The sequence below is a fragment of the Qipengyuania sp. genome, assembly GCF_964227205.1.
GTDB lineage: Bacteria > Pseudomonadota > Alphaproteobacteria > Sphingomonadales > Sphingomonadaceae > Qipengyuania.
On the sequence record NZ_CAXQVB010000005.1, the window covers coordinates 137,638 to 152,667 of the forward strand.

16 protein-coding genes are annotated in these 15,030 nt (G+C 65.1%); 11 read left to right on the forward strand and 5 right to left on the reverse strand.

Features of this window, described 5'->3' with window-relative positions:
* The first annotated feature begins 12 nt into the window (after positions 1 to 12).
* Both ftsH and ACEQZ0_RS12410 read left to right on the forward strand, forming a co-directional pair.
* The gene (gene ftsH, locus ACEQZ0_RS12405) at positions 13 to 1,971 is read left to right on the forward strand and encodes an ATP-dependent zinc metalloprotease FtsH (RefSeq protein ID WP_370191121.1); all 1,959 of its coding nucleotides are present in this window, start codon (positions 13 to 15) and stop codon (positions 1,969 to 1,971) included.
* Between the two features lie 64 nt (positions 1,972 to 2,035).
* Positions 2,036 to 2,944: an aspartyl protease family protein gene (locus ACEQZ0_RS12410; protein WP_370191122.1), complete on the forward strand. Its 909-nt coding sequence runs from the start codon at positions 2,036 to 2,038 to the stop codon at positions 2,942 to 2,944.
* 5 nt (positions 2,945 to 2,949) lie between these two features.
* Here ACEQZ0_RS12410 and ACEQZ0_RS12415 read toward each other — a convergent pair whose 3' ends face one another.
* Both ACEQZ0_RS12415 and rpoZ read right to left on the reverse strand, forming a co-directional pair.
* The gene (locus tag ACEQZ0_RS12415) at positions 2,950 to 4,035 is read right to left on the reverse strand and encodes a DUF3667 domain-containing protein (protein ID WP_370191123.1); all 1,086 of its coding nucleotides are present in this window, start codon (positions 4,033 to 4,035) and stop codon (positions 2,950 to 2,952) included.
* A gap of 106 nt (positions 4,036 to 4,141) precedes the next feature.
* The gene (rpoZ, locus tag ACEQZ0_RS12420) at positions 4,142 to 4,486 is read right to left on the reverse strand and encodes a DNA-directed RNA polymerase subunit omega (protein WP_370191124.1); all 345 of its coding nucleotides are present in this window, start codon (positions 4,484 to 4,486) and stop codon (positions 4,142 to 4,144) included.
* A gap of 111 nt (positions 4,487 to 4,597) precedes the next feature.
* Between rpoZ and ACEQZ0_RS12425 the strand changes: the two genes are divergently transcribed.
* A complete protein-coding gene (locus tag ACEQZ0_RS12425; protein ID WP_370191125.1) occupies positions 4,598 to 5,785 on the forward strand; it encodes a phosphatidylserine/phosphatidylglycerophosphate/cardiolipin synthase family protein in 1,188 nt (395 codons plus the stop codon).
* 1 nt (position 5,786) lies between these two features.
* Here ACEQZ0_RS12425 and ACEQZ0_RS12430 read toward each other — a convergent pair whose 3' ends face one another.
* Positions 5,787 to 7,307: a replicative DNA helicase gene (locus tag ACEQZ0_RS12430; RefSeq protein ID WP_370191127.1), complete on the reverse strand. Its 1,521-nt coding sequence runs from the start codon at positions 7,305 to 7,307 to the stop codon at positions 5,787 to 5,789.
* Positions 7,308 to 7,473: 166 nt separating this feature from the next.
* Here ACEQZ0_RS12430 and ACEQZ0_RS12435 point away from each other — a divergent pair, with 166 nt between their 5' ends.
* Genes ACEQZ0_RS12435 through ACEQZ0_RS12450 form a run of 4 tightly spaced genes read left to right on the forward strand, consistent with a single transcriptional unit; the run spans position 7,474 to position 10,150 of the window.
* Complete coding sequence (locus tag ACEQZ0_RS12435; protein ID WP_370191129.1) at positions 7,474 to 7,977, forward strand: UPF0262 family protein; 504 nt, start codon at positions 7,474 to 7,476, stop codon at positions 7,975 to 7,977.
* A gap of 13 nt (positions 7,978 to 7,990) precedes the next feature.
* Entirely contained in the window at positions 7,991 to 8,719 is a 729-nt protein-coding gene (locus tag ACEQZ0_RS12440; protein WP_370191131.1) for a glycoside hydrolase family 25 protein, read from the forward strand.
* 10 nt (positions 8,720 to 8,729) lie between these two features.
* A complete protein-coding gene (locus ACEQZ0_RS12445; RefSeq protein WP_370191423.1) occupies positions 8,730 to 9,134 on the forward strand; it encodes a cytidine deaminase in 405 nt (134 codons plus the stop codon).
* Positions 9,131 to 10,150, forward strand: coding sequence for an LD-carboxypeptidase (locus tag ACEQZ0_RS12450; RefSeq protein ID WP_370191134.1), 1,020 nt, complete (start codon positions 9,131 to 9,133; stop codon positions 10,148 to 10,150). Before ACEQZ0_RS12445 ends, ACEQZ0_RS12450 begins: the two co-directional genes overlap by 4 nt.
* A gap of 128 nt (positions 10,151 to 10,278) precedes the next feature.
* On the opposite strand, the gene ACEQZ0_RS12455 is transcribed toward ACEQZ0_RS12450, so the two are convergent.
* The gene (locus ACEQZ0_RS12455) at positions 10,279 to 11,418 is read right to left on the reverse strand and encodes a M14-type cytosolic carboxypeptidase (protein WP_370191136.1); all 1,140 of its coding nucleotides are present in this window, start codon (positions 11,416 to 11,418) and stop codon (positions 10,279 to 10,281) included.
* Positions 11,415 to 12,020 carry a hypothetical protein gene (locus tag ACEQZ0_RS12460; RefSeq protein ID WP_370191138.1) on the reverse strand — a complete coding sequence of 202 codons (606 nt, stop codon included), beginning with the start codon at positions 12,018 to 12,020 and terminating at the stop codon, positions 11,415 to 11,417. The genes ACEQZ0_RS12455 and ACEQZ0_RS12460 overlap by 4 nt, the downstream gene beginning before the upstream one ends.
* A 142-nt stretch (positions 12,021 to 12,162) precedes the next feature.
* On the opposite strand from ACEQZ0_RS12460, the gene galE reads away from it, so the two are divergent.
* From galE to ACEQZ0_RS12480, 4 genes are all read left to right on the forward strand, one after another.
* The gene (gene galE / locus ACEQZ0_RS12465) at positions 12,163 to 13,173 is read left to right on the forward strand and encodes a UDP-glucose 4-epimerase GalE (protein WP_370191140.1); all 1,011 of its coding nucleotides are present in this window, start codon (positions 12,163 to 12,165) and stop codon (positions 13,171 to 13,173) included.
* A gap of 88 nt (positions 13,174 to 13,261) precedes the next feature.
* On the forward strand, positions 13,262 to 13,726 hold the full coding sequence (locus ACEQZ0_RS12470) for a YbgC/FadM family acyl-CoA thioesterase (RefSeq protein WP_370191142.1): 465 nt from the start codon (positions 13,262 to 13,264) through the stop codon (positions 13,724 to 13,726).
* A complete protein-coding gene (tolQ, locus tag ACEQZ0_RS12475) occupies positions 13,723 to 14,427 on the forward strand; it encodes a protein TolQ (protein WP_370191144.1) in 705 nt (234 codons plus the stop codon). Before ACEQZ0_RS12470 ends, tolQ begins: the two co-directional genes overlap by 4 nt.
* 118 nt (positions 14,428 to 14,545) lie before the next feature.
* Complete coding sequence (locus tag ACEQZ0_RS12480) at positions 14,546 to 15,022, forward strand: ExbD/TolR family protein (protein WP_370191147.1); 477 nt, start codon at positions 14,546 to 14,548, stop codon at positions 15,020 to 15,022.
* Positions 15,023 to 15,030 lie beyond the last annotated feature (8 nt).

Genomic DNA, 15,030 nt, shown 5'->3' on the forward strand with positions numbered 1-15,030 from the left:
AGGATCCCGTGCATGAGCGATCAGAATTCCCCGCCCGAGCCCGAGGGCAACGGGCCCAATCCCTGGGTCAAGAGCCTTATGGTATGGGGCGGCATCTTCCTCGCCCTGCTGATGGTCGTTTCCTTCTTCGGCGGCGGGTCGACCAATGGCGGCGCGCAGATCCTCTATTCCGACTTCCGCGACAAGGTGGCCGAAGGCTCGGTCGCGACGGTGCAGATCTCCGAAAAGCAGATCGTCGGCGAAATGAAGAATGGCGAGAAGTTCTCGACCATTCCCGTGGCCAATGACACCACGCTCCCGCAACTGCTCGAAAACAACGGTGTGCGCTATTCGGGCGTCGAGGCCGATAGCGGGAACATCCTGCTTTATGCGCTGATCCAGATCCTCCCCTTCGTGCTGATCCTCGGCATCGCGTTCTTTGCGCTGCGCCAGGTGCAAAAGGGCGGTGGGGCCGGCGGGGCGATGGGCTTCGGCAAATCGAAAGCCAAGCTGCTGACCGAACGCCAGGGCAAGGTCACCTTTGCCGATGTCGCGGGTATCGACGAGGCGCGCGAGGAGCTTGAGGAAATTGTCGAATTCCTCAAGGATCCGCAGCGCTTTTCCAAGCTTGGCGGACAGATCCCCAAGGGCGCGCTGCTGGTCGGCTCCCCCGGTACCGGTAAGACATTGCTCGCGCGCGCGATTGCGGGCGAAGCAGGCGTCCCCTTCTTCACCATTTCGGGTTCGGACTTCGTCGAGATGTTCGTCGGCGTCGGCGCGAGCCGCGTGCGCGACATGTTCGAACAGGCCAAGAAGAATGCGCCGTGCATCCTGTTCATCGACGAGATCGACGCGGTCGGCCGTTCGCGCGGCCATGGCCTGGGCAATTCGAATGACGAGCGCGAGCAGACGCTCAACCAGTTGCTGGTCGAGATGGACGGTTTCGAGGCCAATGAAGGCATTATCATCATCGCCGCCACCAACCGGCCCGACGTGCTCGATCCCGCGCTGCTGCGCCCGGGCCGTTTCGACCGTCAGGTTGTCGTTCCGGTCCCCGATATCGACGGGCGCGAGAAGATCCTTGCCGTGCACATGAAGAAAGTGCCGTTGGCGCCCGATGTGAACCCGCGCACGATCGCGCGCGGCACGCCGGGCTTCTCGGGTGCGGATCTCGCCAACCTCGTCAACGAAGCGGCGCTGCTGGCGGCGCGCCGCAACAAGCGCCTCGTCGCGATGCAGGAATTCGAGGATGCCAAGGACAAGGTCATGATGGGCGCCGAGCGCCGCAGCATGGTCATGACCGAGGACGAGAAAAAGATGACCGCCTATCACGAGGCGGGCCACGCGCTGGTCAGCCTCAACGAGCCGGCCTCGGATCCGATCCACAAGGCCACGATCATTCCGCGTGGCCGCGCGCTGGGCATGGTGATGCGCCTGCCCGAACGCGACAATTACTCCTACCACCGGGACAAGATGCACGCGAATCTTGCCGTCGCCATGGGCGGCCGCGTGGCCGAGGAAATCATCTTCGGGCACGATAAGGTCTCGAGCGGGGCCTCGGGCGATATTCAGTACGCCACCGACCTTGCGCGCAACATGGTCACCAAATGGGGCATGAGCGACAAGCTCGGGCCGCTGCAGTACGAGGCCAGCCAGGAAGGCTATCTCGGCATGCAGGGCACGCAGCGCACCATGGCAGGCGCCGAGACCAACAAGCTGATCGACGCCGAGATCAAGGCGCTGGTCGAAGGCGGTCTCAAGCGCGCGCAGGAAATCCTGACCAGCCAGGAGGACAAGCTCCACCTGCTGGCGCAGGCCATGCTCGAATACGAAACGCTGACTGGCGAGGAAATCGACCAGCTGATGAAGGACGGCAAGATCGATCGTCCCGACGAGCCCAAGGGCCCGGTCTCGGTCAAGCCGGTGGGCGGGGTCGCCGTACCCAAGGCCGGGCGGAAGCTCGGCGGGGGCCCCGCACCGCAGGGCGCCTGACCGCAGGATTGACGTCACCCTCCCTTGGTGTATTAATTGAATAACACACCAAGGGAGGTCGTTCTTGTTTGTTACCCGTTACTTCGCATCTGCCGTGGCTGCCTGCGTGCTGCCGCTTGCCACGACCCCGGCGGTCGCTGCTTCGGACGCAGATGACCAGGCATGCGCATTGGCGGTCGAAGCACCATCGGAGGCTCTGGTCAGCCTGCCTTTCCGTACGATCGACGGAAGGATCTATCTCGAGGCAATGGTCAATGGTGCCGGGCCCTATGTCTTCGCGCTCGATACCGGTGCCAGCGGCGTGGGCCGCGCAGATGCCAGCCTGGTGGATGAACTGGCCCTGCCACCGGATGGCCAGGACGAGACGTCCGATGGGGTCACCAGCGCAGTTGTCGACAAGGTGCGGATCGCCAGCCTCGCGCTTGGCGCACTTGAGCAGCACGACGTCTCGCTCATAGCGCGCGATTATCGCAGCAGGATGTCCGCCGAATCCGCCTTCTCGGGTATTCTAGGTCGTGAATTCTTCGCCGAAGGACTGCTGGCGATCGATTTTTCCGCAAAGCGACTGGCCTTCTACCGCAGCCGGGAAATGCGAGCATCGCAATCGGGCGCGATGACCTATGAACGCGCCTTTCGCATCCCCGTCACGCTGGGCGAACTCGAAACCACAGGCAATGTCGATACCGGGGCCAATGTGACCTTGGTCCTTCCCGGTGCAGTCTATGAGCAGGTGGAAGGTACTGCGCTGAAGCCCGCAGGAGAAGGCAGCCTCACCAATACGCGGATAGAGTCATCGAAGGCGCGAATTGCCGGGCCGGTGCAGATCGGCAGCGCGCGGCTCGAAGATGTTCCGGTGCGGGTGGCGGCCGATTACCCCGAAGTGCTCGTCGGCGCGCATGCCTTGCAGGATCATGTCCTGCTGATCGACCAGCGGCACAAGACGCTGGCGCTATGCCCGCCTGCGGCGCCCTAGGCGCTTCAGAACGCGCCGAGGATCAGCAGCAGCTGCAGGAACAGGCTCAGCACGATGGTAATGAAGACGCCGAGCACGCACAGGCGCCAGAAGGCGGAGAAGCGAGACAGGCCGTAGGCGCCGCGCAACTGCTTGTAGATGTGGATCGGCGGGATCAGGCCGAGCATCGATGCCCACACCGCCTCGGTGGCCCCGAGTTTCACGGCCACCGAGATGGCGATGAACAGCAGCGACATGAAGGCGATCGAATAGGTCACGAAGATCGCGTGGTCGTAGGCGCGAAACCGCCGCTTCCAGAAGAACAGCAACCACATGAAGGGCACCGACAGCGGGATCAGCAGCCAGCTGAACTTGTAGCTGTTCGATTGCAGCTTGTAGAGCATCAGCCCAGGGTTGGTGCGCCACTTTGCCAGCGCGGAATCGATGAAAGGCACCCCGATCGTGCTCACCGTGTAACCGGGTGCCGAAGTGTTTCCCGCGACGAGTTGCCGGGCCTTCCTGATCCCGTCCAATTCTTCCCGGAAGCTGCCGAGCCGCTCTACCTGCCTCGCGTAGTCTTCGTCGTCCCGCGCCATCTTGCCGACGCGCTCCTCCTGCGCGGTGACCTTCTCCTGTGCCTTCTGCTGCACCTCCTCCATATCCGCGCGGAGGCCGTCGGAAGTCTTGATGTCGGTCGGGGCCGTCAGACCGACCGCCTGGAACACCGCGAACATCAGGAAGATCGAGAACAGGAACAGCGCCATCGGACTGACGAAACGCGCGCGCTCGCCCTCGATATAGCGGCGCGTGAGTTGGCCGGGCTTGAACGCCAGCAGCGGGAGGGTCTTCCAGGTCTTGCCGTCGAGATGCAGCGCGCCGTGCACGAGATCGTGCCCAAAGGCGGCCAGCGTACGGTGGAGGTGCGCCTTCTGGCCGCAGGCATGGCAATGCTCGCCCACCAGCCGGGTGCCGCAATTGAGGCAGGCGCCTTCGGCGAAATGGCCACGTTCCAGCGGAACGCCATCGGGCGTCATGGACTTGCCGCGGCCGATCGCCTTGGCGAACAGCCCGCCTTCGACCGCCGTACCCAGTGCCTCGCCGAACTCGCTCATGCTTCCTCCCCTTGCGACTCGATTAGAGCGCTAGGGAGGGAGGCTGCAACGCAAAAAGGCCGCCTCTCGGGCGGCCTTTCCACGATTTGGCAATGTCGGTAATCGCTTAGCCGTCGTAATCGGCCCCGATCGAGGTCGAGCGGGTCGGCGCCGAGGCAGTGATACGCAGCGCTTCGGCCGACTGGCTGAGCGAGCCGACTTCGTCCATCTCGTCATCGTCGTCCGGCAGGATCTTCTGCAGATTGGTGACCGCGGCTTCGAGCAGGTCTTTGGGCTTGACCGTCTGTTCGGCGATTTCACGCAGGGCGACGACCGGGTTCTTGTCGCGATCGCGATCGACGGTCAGCTCCGCACCGCCGGAGATCTCGCGCGCCCGCTGGGCAGCCAGCAGGACGAGATCGAAACGGTTGGGGACCTTGTCTACGCAGTCTTCGACGGTAACGCGCGCCATGGGGCACTCCGATGCAAATCAAGTGATTCCGGGAAAGCGCGCCACTTAGGGCCTTGTACCCCGACAGTCAAGGATTTGCGCCCGGGGCAGGCGGCGCTAAGGCAGTCGGCAATGGGCGAGAGGCAAGTCTCCGAAACAACCGCATTCTACCGCGATCCCGAGCCGTTTGCGCTCGAGGCGCAGGGGCAGTCGCTGACCTTCTATCCGGGGGGCAAGGACCGCCGCCGCGCGTTGATGGACATGGTGCGCGGGGCGACGAGCAAGCTGGACGTGTGTTTCTACATCTTCGCCGAGGATGCCGTTTCGACCGAATTGCGCGATGCCTTGTGCGATGCGGCGAAACGCGGCGTCGACGTCACGCTGATCATCGACCGGTTCGGGGCATCGGCCTCGGACAGGTTCCTCCAGCCGCTCGTCGATGCGGGGGGGCGCTATTACTGTTTCAGCCCGCGCATCGGCCTCAGATACCTCATCCGCAACCACCAGAAGATGGTCATCGCCGACGGCAAGCGCGCCCTGTTCGGCGGCTTCAACATCGAGGACGATTACTTCGCCCCGCCCGAAGAGAATGGCTGGAACGACCTCGCGGTCGCCCTCGAGGGCGATGCGGTCGCAGGGCTGACCGACTGGTACGCCAAGCTTGTCGACTGGACCGACGACGAGGATGCGCATTTCCGTTCGATCCGCCGCGCGGTGGCGCAGTGGGAATGGCGATCCGCCGACGGCAAGGTGCGCTGGCTCGTCGGCGGTCCCACGCGCGGGCTGTCGAGCTGGGCGCGGTGCGTGACGCGCGACCTCGTCGAGGGCGAGAGGCTGGACATTTTCATGGCCTATTTCTCGCCTCCCTACCCGCTGCTGCGGCGGATCGCGCGGGTCGCGCGAAAAGGGCGCACGCGGCTGGTGATGGCGGCCAAGAGCGACAATGGCGCCACGCTGGGGGCGACGCGATCGCTCTACCACTACCTCTTGAAGCGCGGGGCGAAGATCTGGGAATTCAGCCCGTGCAAGCTGCACACGAAGCTGCTGGTGCTCGATGATACCACCTATGTCGGCAGCGCGAATTTCGACATGCGCAGCCTCTACCTCAATCTCGAAATCATGCTGCGGATCGAGGACCCTGCGCTCGCCGAGAGAATGCGAGACTTCGTCAGCCGCCATATCGCCGCATCGGAGGCGATCACGCCCCAGCTCCATGCGCGCCGACGGACATGGTTCAACCGGGTTCGCTGGGCGCTGGGCTGGGTGCTGGTCTCGGTGATCGACTACACGGTCACCCGCAGGCTGAACCTGGGTATCTGAGCTACTCGTAATCCTCGTAGTGCCGCACGTCGGGACTGCTGAACTTGGTGATCTCGCTGTGGAACAGCAGCGGAACGTTGCCGGTCGAGCCGTGACGCTGCTTGGCGACGATCAGCGTGGCCTTGTTGACCAGTTCCAGATGCCGCGCCTCCCACTCGGCATATTTCATCCGCACCTCTTCCGAACTGGTCTCGTCGGGCGTGTCGGGCTTCAGCGCATTGTGGTAATATTCGGCGCGGAAGATGAACCACACCATGTCGGCGTCCTGTTCGATCGAGCCCGATTCCCTGAGGTCGGCAAGCTGCGGGCGCTTGTCCTCGCGCTGTTCGACCTGACGGCTGAGCTGCGACAGTGCGATTACCGGCACGTGGAGCTCCTTGGCCAGCGTCTTCAGCCCGCGGCTGATCTCCGAAATCTCGTTGACGCGGTTGTCGCTGGCGCGGCCCGAACCCTGCAGCAGCTGGAGGTAGTCGACAATCACCAGGCCGATGTCGTGCCGCCGCTTGAGCCGCCGGGCGCGCGTGCGCAGCGCGCCGATGGTCAGCGCCGGGGTATCGTCGATATAGAGCGGCAGGTCGGTCAGCTCCTGGCTGGCGAAGGACAGGCGCTGGAACTCCTCGCGGCTCAGCTTGCCCGATCGCAGTTTCTCGCTCGAAATCTCGGCCTGTTCGGCGAGAATACGAGTCGCGAGCTGGTCGGCGCTCATCTCGAGGCTGAAGAAGGCGACGCCCGCGCCGGGAGATTTCTCCGGTTCGATGCCTGTCTTGAGGTCGTCCATCAGTCGCCGCGCGGCGTTGAAGGCGATATTGGTGGCAAGCGAGGTCTTGCCCATCGCCGGGCGCCCGGCGAGGATCACGAGGTCCGAATTGTGGAGGCCGCTGGTCTTGTCGTTGATCGTGTCGAGCCCGGTGGTCTTGCCCGAGAAACGCCCGCCCGAATTCATCGCCGCCTGGACGACTTCGAGCGCGCCGAAGGCGGCCTTGCGGAAGCTCTGCGCCTCGTTGCCCGTGCTCGCGCCCTCGGCAACGCGGTAGAGGTCGGCCTCGGCCTGTTCGATCTTGCGCAGCGGCTCGACCTCGTCCGAGGTGTCGAGCGCGCCCTCGACGAGGTTGCGCCCCACGCTGACCAGCTCGCGCAGCAGCGCAAGGTCGTAGATCTGTTCGGCCAGTTCGCGCGGGTGCAACAGGCCCTGACCGTCCGCCGTCAGTTGCGCGAGATAGGTGGTCCCGCCGAGCTGCTTGAGTGCCTCGTCGCTTTCGAAATAGGGCTTGAGCGTAACCGGCGTCGCCACCGAATTGCGCTCGAGCAGCTTCAGCACGCGCTCGTAGATGCGCTGGTGGACCGGCTCGTGGAAATGCTCCGCCATCAGCGGCGTGGTCAGTTCCTCGATCACCCGGTTGTCGATCAGCACCGCGCCGAGAAATGCCGCCTCGGCTTCGAGGTTGGCGGGCAGCACGGTGCCCTTCTCCGGCTTGGCATCGGTCGAATCGTCGGCGGGGAAGAGGAGATCGGTATCGGCCATCGCCCCACCATGCGGAATGCGGACTCGCCTGTGAAGGTCAATCAGAAGCAAGCTCGCGGACAGGTCTGTGGACTTCGCCCAAAAAATTTTTACGCGAAGCCGCGGAGAACAAATTCCCGATCTACCTTGCCCCGTTTGCTCGCACTTGCGAAAGCAGCGCGCAGGCATGACCGATTCCGCATCTTCTCCGGCCGATCACCGCATCGCGCATATCGAGCTCGACGAGGAGACGATCATCTGGCGCAATGCCGATATCGAACAGGAGCGCAGGATCGCGATCTTCGACCTGATCGAGGAGAACTGCTTCAAGCCGCTGCGCGCGGTCGAGCGCGGGGCCAACGGGCCCTATCGCCTCAAGCTTGCCGTGCGCGACGGGCGGCTGCTGATGAGCATTGCCGACGCGGAAGAGCAGCTGATCGAGGAACTGCTCCTCGGCCTCGCTCGCTTCCGCCGCCCGATCCGCGAATATTTTGCCATCTGCGACAGCTATTACCAGGCGATCCGCAAGGCGACGCCGATGGAGATCGAAACCATAGACATGGCCCGCCGCGGCATCCACAATCGCGCCGCCGAACTGCTGATGGAGCGGCTCGAGGGCAAGGTCGAGACCGATTTCGCCACCGCGCGGCGCCTGTTCACGCTGATCTGCGTGCTCCATATCAAGGGCTGAGGGGGGGATCGGCATGGCCAGGCGAACACGCAGGAGACGCAAGCTCCGCCTACCGCAGTTCCTGTCGCGCGCGGGCAAGACCGCGCTGTTCATGGTGGCGATCGTTGCCATCGGTGCCGCCTATGCCTGGCACGAAGGGCGCGACTGGCGCCCCGACGAGGAACTCTGGCCCGACCAGGGCGCGCTGGTCAGCGCGGCCGATGGCGCTGTCGACTTCGGCACTATTGCCGGATTGGGGGCCAAGTTCGTCTATCTCGAGGCGAGCGACGGAGCCGGACGCAAGGACCGCGCCTTTGCCCAGAACCTGGCCCGCGCGCGCCAGGCCGGGCTCGAGGTGGGGGCGGCGCATCGCTTCGATCCCTGCGCCGTGGCCGATGGCCAATCGGCCAATTTCGTCACCATGGTCCCGCGCGAGCCCGACCTGCTGCCGCCCGCCATCCTGCTCGAGACCACCGCCGACAATTGCCCCGCGCGGGTCTCCGACGCGGCGGTGCAGAGCGAACTGACCACGCTGGTCAACCAGATCGAGGCCCACACCGGCAAACCCGCGATCCTCGCCCCGACCGAGGAATTCGAAGAGGCCTACGCCCCCTCGCGCCGGTTCGAGAGGCAGTTGTGGCTGACGCGCAGCTGGTTCGAACCGGGTTACGCCACGCGACCCTGGCTGATGTGGACCGCCAATCGCTGGTACCAGACCGAAGCCGCGCAGACCCCGCTGCGCTGGGTCGTGGTGCGGCCCTGAGGATGACATGATGACCGACCAGAAGCTGATTGCCGCCGCCCGCGAGGCTGCGCGCCATTCCTACTCGCCCTATTCCAATTTCGCCGTCGGTGCGGCGCTGCGCTTCGCCGACGGCAGCGTGGTCACCGGGACCAATATCGAGAATGCAAGCTATGGCCTCGCCCTCTGCGCCGAAGCGGTGGCCGTATCCAAGGCCATGTCCGAAGGTGTGCGTGGCGGGCTCGTCGCGGTCGCGGTCACGGGGCCGGGAAGTGAGCCGATCACACCGTGCGGGCGTTGTCGGCAGGTGCTCAACGAATTGGCCCAGCTCGGCGGGACCGACCCCGAAATACTCTGCGTCGGTCCCGATGCGGTGACCAGGCTGCGCCTGTCCGACCTTCTGCCGCACGCCTTCGGCCCCGCCAGCCTCGCATGATCGCTCGCCGCGCCGCGCTCGGTCTCATCGGGGGCGCGGCCGGTGCCACACTGCTGCCGGCGGGCCTCGCCGCGAAGGCACGGCGCAAGCCGCCGCGGCTGCGACAGGGCGACACCGTCGGTCTCGTCGCGCCGGCGAGCGCGATCACCCTGCCCGGAGAACTCGACCGGGCGCTGCACTGGATCACCGGCATGGGGTTGGTGCCCAAGCTCGGCGCGCATGTGGCGGATCGCGACGGCTATCTCGCCGGGACTGACGCGGCGCGGGCGGCCGATCTCGATGCGATGTTTGCCGATCCCGAAGTGCGCGCGATCTTCGCGATACGTGGCGGCTGGGGCGGGGCGCGTATCCTGCCGCTGCTCGACTGGACGGCCATCGCCGCCAATCCCAAGCTGCTGATCGGCTATAGCGACAATACCGCGCTGCATTGCGCCATCGCCGCGCGCGCAGGCTTTCCGACGCTCCACGCGCCCAATGCGGCGAGCCGGTGGGAGCGGGCTAGCTGGGAAAGCCTGTGGCGAATCGCCTTTGCCGGTGCCACTCCGGTGCTCGGCGGCGAGGCGGTCGAGGCGGCGGTAGGGCGTCCGGCGCGCTCACTGGCGCCGGGTACGGCGCAGGGGCGCCTGATCGGCGGTAACCTCACCATCCTGTCAACGCTCATGGGAACCGGTTGGCTCCCCGATTTCGCGGGAGCGGTGTTGTTTCTCGAAGACATCAACGAGGAACCCTATCGCGTCGACCGGATGCTCCAGCAATTGCGGCTCGCTGGCGTGTTCGACCGTGTCGCGGGCGTGGTCTTCGGCCAGTGTACGCGCTGCGAAGTGCGCGATCCCGACTACGAGGGGTTCACGCTCGACGAGGTACTCGACCGCCATCTCGCGAGGTTGCAGGTGCCGGTCGTCGCCGGCTTCGATACCGGGCACGTCACCGACCAGCTGTGCCTGCCCGTGGGGGTAGGGGTCGAACTCGACGCTGCCGCGCGCACGCTGCGCATGCTCGAACCGGCGGTCGCCTGAGCTGGCGACATCGACTGCGGGCGCTGACGTGCGAGACTGTCCGGGCTGCTGCCGGCGATAGGAAAAGGGTCGGACATGACGCGCATGCCCGACCCTTGTCATTCCTGCGCCTGAGGCGCGATCGCTGGTCAGCCCTCGCGCGTGTCGAGCCATTCGAGCAGGCTCGCGAGGCAGTCGCGCGCCAGCATCTTGCTGCGCTCGGGGCTCCAGCCCTGCTCGGGTTCGGGATTGGCCTTGTTGTCCTTGTAGGGCATTTCGAGCGTCATCGCGACGGCGCCGAAACGTTCGGCGACCTGGTTGGTGCTCATGGTAAGATTGGCCTTGCCCGGCGCGGCCTTGGTATAGCCCTGCTCGGTCTGGAAATCGGGCGTGCGCCGATCGAGGATCGCCTCGTAGCGGTAATAGCCTTGGCCCTGCTCGTCGGTCCATCCGGGGATGCCCTCGAATCCGGCAAGGAAGGCGACGGGGATCGCCTCGTCGCCATGGACGTCCATCGCGAAGTCGACGCCGGTCTGGTCCATCCGGTTGCGGATGGCGAGCACTTCGGGTGAGCGCTCGGCCGTGGGTTCGGCCCATTCGCGGTTGAGATTGGCGCCTGCGGCATTGACGCGCAGATTGCCGCGCTTGGATCCGTCGGGATTGCAATTGGGTACGAGGTGCAGGCGGCAGCGCTTGCGCAGTTCGCGACCGACGCTGTCGGCGGGATCGGTCAGCACTTCCAATGCGCCTTCCATCCACCATTCGGCCTGCGTCTCGCCCGGATGCTGGCGGGCATAGAGCCAGACCTTGAAGGGGCCCTCGCCCATCTCGAGACAATCAAGCGGCTGCCCGTCGAGCGTGGTGCCGAGGTGAACGTAGTCGACGCCTTCGGTCGCCGCCGCCTCGGCGACGAGATCGTGATGCCGTTCCATCGAATAGGGCGCGAAATAGGCGAACCAGGCGACGTCGCTGGCCGGCGTGTAGCGGATCGTCAGCGTGCCGCCGTCGGCATCCTTGTCATAGGTTGAGGCAGCGCGTCCCCAATAGTCGCGATCTTCCGACACGCAGGCATCGTAATCGGGCCAGCCGCCGGGATAGGCGCTTTCCTCCAAGCCGGTGATCCTGAGCACGAGTTCACGCCCCGCCGCGCCTGCGACGCGGAAGTGGAACCACTGCTTGAAATCGCTGTTCGTGTCCTTCGGGATCGCCAGCCTGGCGCTGGCGCCGTCCACCGACAGCACTTCGATATTGCCGCTGTCGAAGGCGGAATCGATCCGGATATCGCTCACTCGGTAACCTCTACTTCTATCGTTTCGCCATTATTGCCGGGGAACTCCCGGAACAGCGCGGAGGCGACCGTCTGGGCGTTCGCCTGTCCGCGTGCAAGGGGAGAATTCTCGGGCGGCTGGAAATCGGCACGGCCTTCCCACAGGCTGTCGCCGCTGGCCTTGTCGCGAATGGTTACCGAAAGTTCCGTGCCCAGGCGGTCCTTCTCTCCGCCGCCGAGATTGATGCCGATGCCGACCCCAACGCCCGAGCCGTAGCTTCCGGTCGAGCCACCGACTCCCACGCTGACCGGGTTGCGCCGTCCGCCGGCGCCGATGACGTAATGCTGAACCGCGACCTGCGCGATCTGGCCTGCATTCGCGCGTTCGCTTTCGGCATAGCCGAGGCGGCGCAATTCCTCGGCAACTGCCGCCTTGTAGGGCGCGAGCGCGAGGCCTTCGGCCTGCGATCCCGGGCCGGTCTCGATGAAGATCTCACCTTGCCCCAACAAGGCGACGCGGTCGGGCGCGAGGAAACGGGTGACCTCGACCGGACCGGGGGGCGTAGCGCATCCGGAGAGAGCCAGGGCGGCGGCGAGGCCGAGGGCAAGGGAGAGGGGTTTCATCTTCTGCGATCCTTTGCGCGTCTTTCAAAGGCGAAAGTGCCTGTACTGCAAACGCATGGGGGACCAAATCCGCCCCCGCGGCGCCTGCATCGCACCGTGTAGGACGTTGCCCTTACCAATTCCTGTGCTAGGTCCGCGGTTCATGAGCGATGCTAACAGGGTACCGGTCCTCGTTACCGGGGGGGCGGGATATATCGGCAGCCATGCGGTGCTCGCGCTGCGTGATGCCGGCTGGCCGGTTACGGTGATCGACAATCTTTCGACCGGCTTTGCCTTTGCGGTCCCCGACGATGTGCCGTTCTACCAAGGCGATATTGCGGATACCATCCTGCTCGAACAGATCTTCGCCGAGCAGGGGGTCAAGGCCATCATGCATTTCGCCGGGTCGATCATCGTGCCCGAATCGGTCGAGAACCCGCTGAAATATTACGATAACAACACGGTGAAGAGCCGCGCGCTGATCGCCGCGGCGGTCGAGGGCGGGGTCGAGCACTTCATCTTCAGCTCGACCGCAGCGACATATGGCACGCCGGCGACCTCGCCGGTGTCGGAAGACAGCCCCAAACAGCCGATCAATCCCTATGGCTGGTCGAAGCTGATGACAGAACAGATGCTGGCCGATGCCAGCGCGGCGCATGGGTTCAATTTCTGCGCACTGCGCTATTTCAACGTTGCCGGTGCCGATCCGCAGGCACGCACCGGCCAGTCTACGGCTGGGGCGACGCATCTGATCAAGGTCGCCTGCGAGGCGGCCACCGGCAAGCGCGACGCCGTGGCGGTGTTCGGCACCGATTACGACACGCCCGACGGCACCGGCGTGCGCGATTACATCCACGTCAGCGACCTCGCCAATGCCCACCTGCTCGCGCTCGAGGCGCTGATCGAACGGCCCGACCGCTCGCTGACGATGAACTGCGGCTACGGGAAAGGCTTTTCGGTGCTCGAAGTCCTCGACGCGGTCGATCGGGTGACCAACCAGGCGATCACTCGGCGGATCGAGCCACGCCGCGCGGGCGATCCGGGCGAACTGGTGTCGGACCCTTCGCTGATTCGCGAAACACTGCCCTGGCAGCCCGAATATGCCGACCTCGACCAGATCATCCGCCACGCGCTACAGTGGGAGCGCAAGCTGTCCGAATTGCGGAGGGGGTGACACGCGCGGCATCGGTCGCTCGAAAGTATCGCTTGGTCGTTCCCCATTGCCGCCCGACTCGCGCCTCGGCTATGGGGCGCGCTGGCTTATGATCCTACCCAGTCTTCCCGACGGCACGCTCGACCGCGACCGGCATCTCTATGCCGTGCGCGTCTATTACGAAGACACCGACCTGTCGGGCATCACCTATCACGCCAATTACCTGCGCTGGTTTGAGCGTGCGCGAAGCGATCTGCTGCGCCAGCTCGAGATCGACCAGCGCGCGGCCATCGAGGCGGGCGAGGGTGCCTATGCCGTGTCCGAGATCAACCTCAAGTACCTGCGCCCGGCCAAGCTCGACGACGACGTCCTCATCGAAACGCGTTGCACCGAACTCAAGGCCGCTTCCTGCCGAATGCACCAGCTTGCGTTCAGGTTGGCGGGTGAAGAGCGCGAATTACTGGCCGAGGCACATTTGCGCGTCGGCTTCGTTTCACCCGAAGGCCGGCCCAAACGCCAGCCGGAGGAATGGCGCGCGGCCTTCGCGCGTTTTGCCGAGCAAGGGGACCAATGAGCTCGCTTCTACTACTCAGCGCCGCGGCACCGACCCGGCTCGATCCGATCCGCCTGTTCCTCGACGCCGACATTGTCGTCCAGCTGGTCATGGCTGGGCTGCTGCTCGCCAGCGTCTGGGTGTGGATGATCATCGTCAGCTTCAGCCTTCGAATGAGCAAGCTGCGCAGCCGCACGATCGCCTACGAAAACGAGTTCTGGCAGGCCGACAGCTTCGACCGTTTCACATCCGAACGCGGCAACAAGGACATTCCCGCCGCGCGCGTGGCGCAGGCTGCGGTGTCCGAGTATCGTCGTTCGACTTCCGCCGGAGGCGCGGTCCGCGATCCCGAGGCGCTGCGCGGGCGCATCGCGCTGGCGATGGACAGCCAGATCGCGCTTGAGGCCGATGATATCGCCGAGCGGCTCAACTTTCTCGCGACGGTCGGCTCGGTTGCACCATTTGTGGGCCTGTTCGGGACCGTTTGGGGCATCATGAACAGCTTTTTCCAGATCGGTGCGCAGGAAAGTTCCTCGCTTGCGGTGGTTGCGCCGGGCATTTCCGAGGCACTGTTCGCCACGGCGATCGGCCTTTTCGCCGCGATCCCCGCGGTGATCGCCTACAACCGCTTCGGTCATCGGGTCGATCGTTACGAGGCGCGCCTGCAGCGCTTCGCCGACCGGCTCAATTCGACCTTCAGCCGCCAGCTGGAATCGCGCTAGTGTTCGCGCCGATTTCGCCAGCCCACTCCCCGACCCGGCCTCCCACGGCACGGTATGTTTCGGGTGGCCGAGAGGGGGAGCGGGCCCGTGCCGCAACCCTCCTGAAGGGAGAGAAATAATGGCGATGGGGCTTGCCTCGGGCGGAGGGCGCAGGCGCCGTGGACGCGGTGGGCGTCGACCGATGTCCGAAATCAACGTCACCCCGCTGGTCGATGTCATGCTGGTGCTGCTGATCATCTTCATGGTCACTGCGCCGCTGCTGACCGCGGGCGTGCCGATCGACCTGCCCGACAGCCGCGCGGCGCAGCTGCCCAACGATCCGCAGCAGGTCACCATCAGCATCGACGAGGCGGGCTATGTCTATATCGACGATGTCCAGGTGCCGTTGGGCGGCTTGCCGCAGGCGCTCGAAAGCCTGCCGCGCAGTGGCGGCGAGGGGCCCGATATCACGCTACGGGCCGACCGCGCACTCGACTATGGCCGCGTGATGGCGGTGATGGGCGAGCTCAACCGGGCCGGGCTCAACCGTATTTCGCTGATCACCAACAGCGCGACCCCCGCGTCGGTCAACAACCGTTCATCGGTCGAGGAATAGCCGGCGCT

Coding starts and splice junctions, on each gene's coding strand:
- ftsH (WP_370191121.1), top strand. CDS start 13: ATGAGCGATCAGAATTCCCCGCCCGAGCCCGAGGGCAACGGGCCCAAT.
- ACEQZ0_RS12415 (WP_370191123.1), bottom strand. CDS start 4,035: ATGAGCGAGTTCGGCGAGGCACTGGGTACGGCGGTCGAAGGCGGGCTG.
- rpoZ (WP_370191124.1), bottom strand. CDS start 4,486: ATGGCGCGCGTTACCGTCGAAGACTGCGTAGACAAGGTCCCCAACCGT.
- ACEQZ0_RS12425 (WP_370191125.1), top strand. CDS start 4,598: ATGGGCGAGAGGCAAGTCTCCGAAACAACCGCATTCTACCGCGATCCC.
- ACEQZ0_RS12430 (WP_370191127.1), bottom strand. CDS start 7,307: ATGGCCGATACCGATCTCCTCTTCCCCGCCGACGATTCGACCGATGCC.
- ACEQZ0_RS12435 (WP_370191129.1), top strand. CDS start 7,474: ATGACCGATTCCGCATCTTCTCCGGCCGATCACCGCATCGCGCATATC.
- ACEQZ0_RS12440 (WP_370191131.1), top strand. CDS start 7,991: ATGGCCAGGCGAACACGCAGGAGACGCAAGCTCCGCCTACCGCAGTTC.
- ACEQZ0_RS12445 (WP_370191423.1), top strand. CDS start 8,730: ATGACCGACCAGAAGCTGATTGCCGCCGCCCGCGAGGCTGCGCGCCAT.
- ACEQZ0_RS12450 (WP_370191134.1), top strand. CDS start 9,131: ATGATCGCTCGCCGCGCCGCGCTCGGTCTCATCGGGGGCGCGGCCGGT.
- ACEQZ0_RS12460 (WP_370191138.1), bottom strand. CDS start 12,020: ATGAAACCCCTCTCCCTTGCCCTCGGCCTCGCCGCCGCCCTGGCTCTC.
- galE (WP_370191140.1), top strand. CDS start 12,163: ATGAGCGATGCTAACAGGGTACCGGTCCTCGTTACCGGGGGGGCGGGA.
- ACEQZ0_RS12470 (WP_370191142.1), top strand. CDS start 13,262: ATGATCCTACCCAGTCTTCCCGACGGCACGCTCGACCGCGACCGGCAT.
- tolQ (WP_370191144.1), top strand. CDS start 13,723: ATGAGCTCGCTTCTACTACTCAGCGCCGCGGCACCGACCCGGCTCGAT.
- ACEQZ0_RS12480 (WP_370191147.1), top strand. CDS start 14,546: ATGGCGATGGGGCTTGCCTCGGGCGGAGGGCGCAGGCGCCGTGGACGC.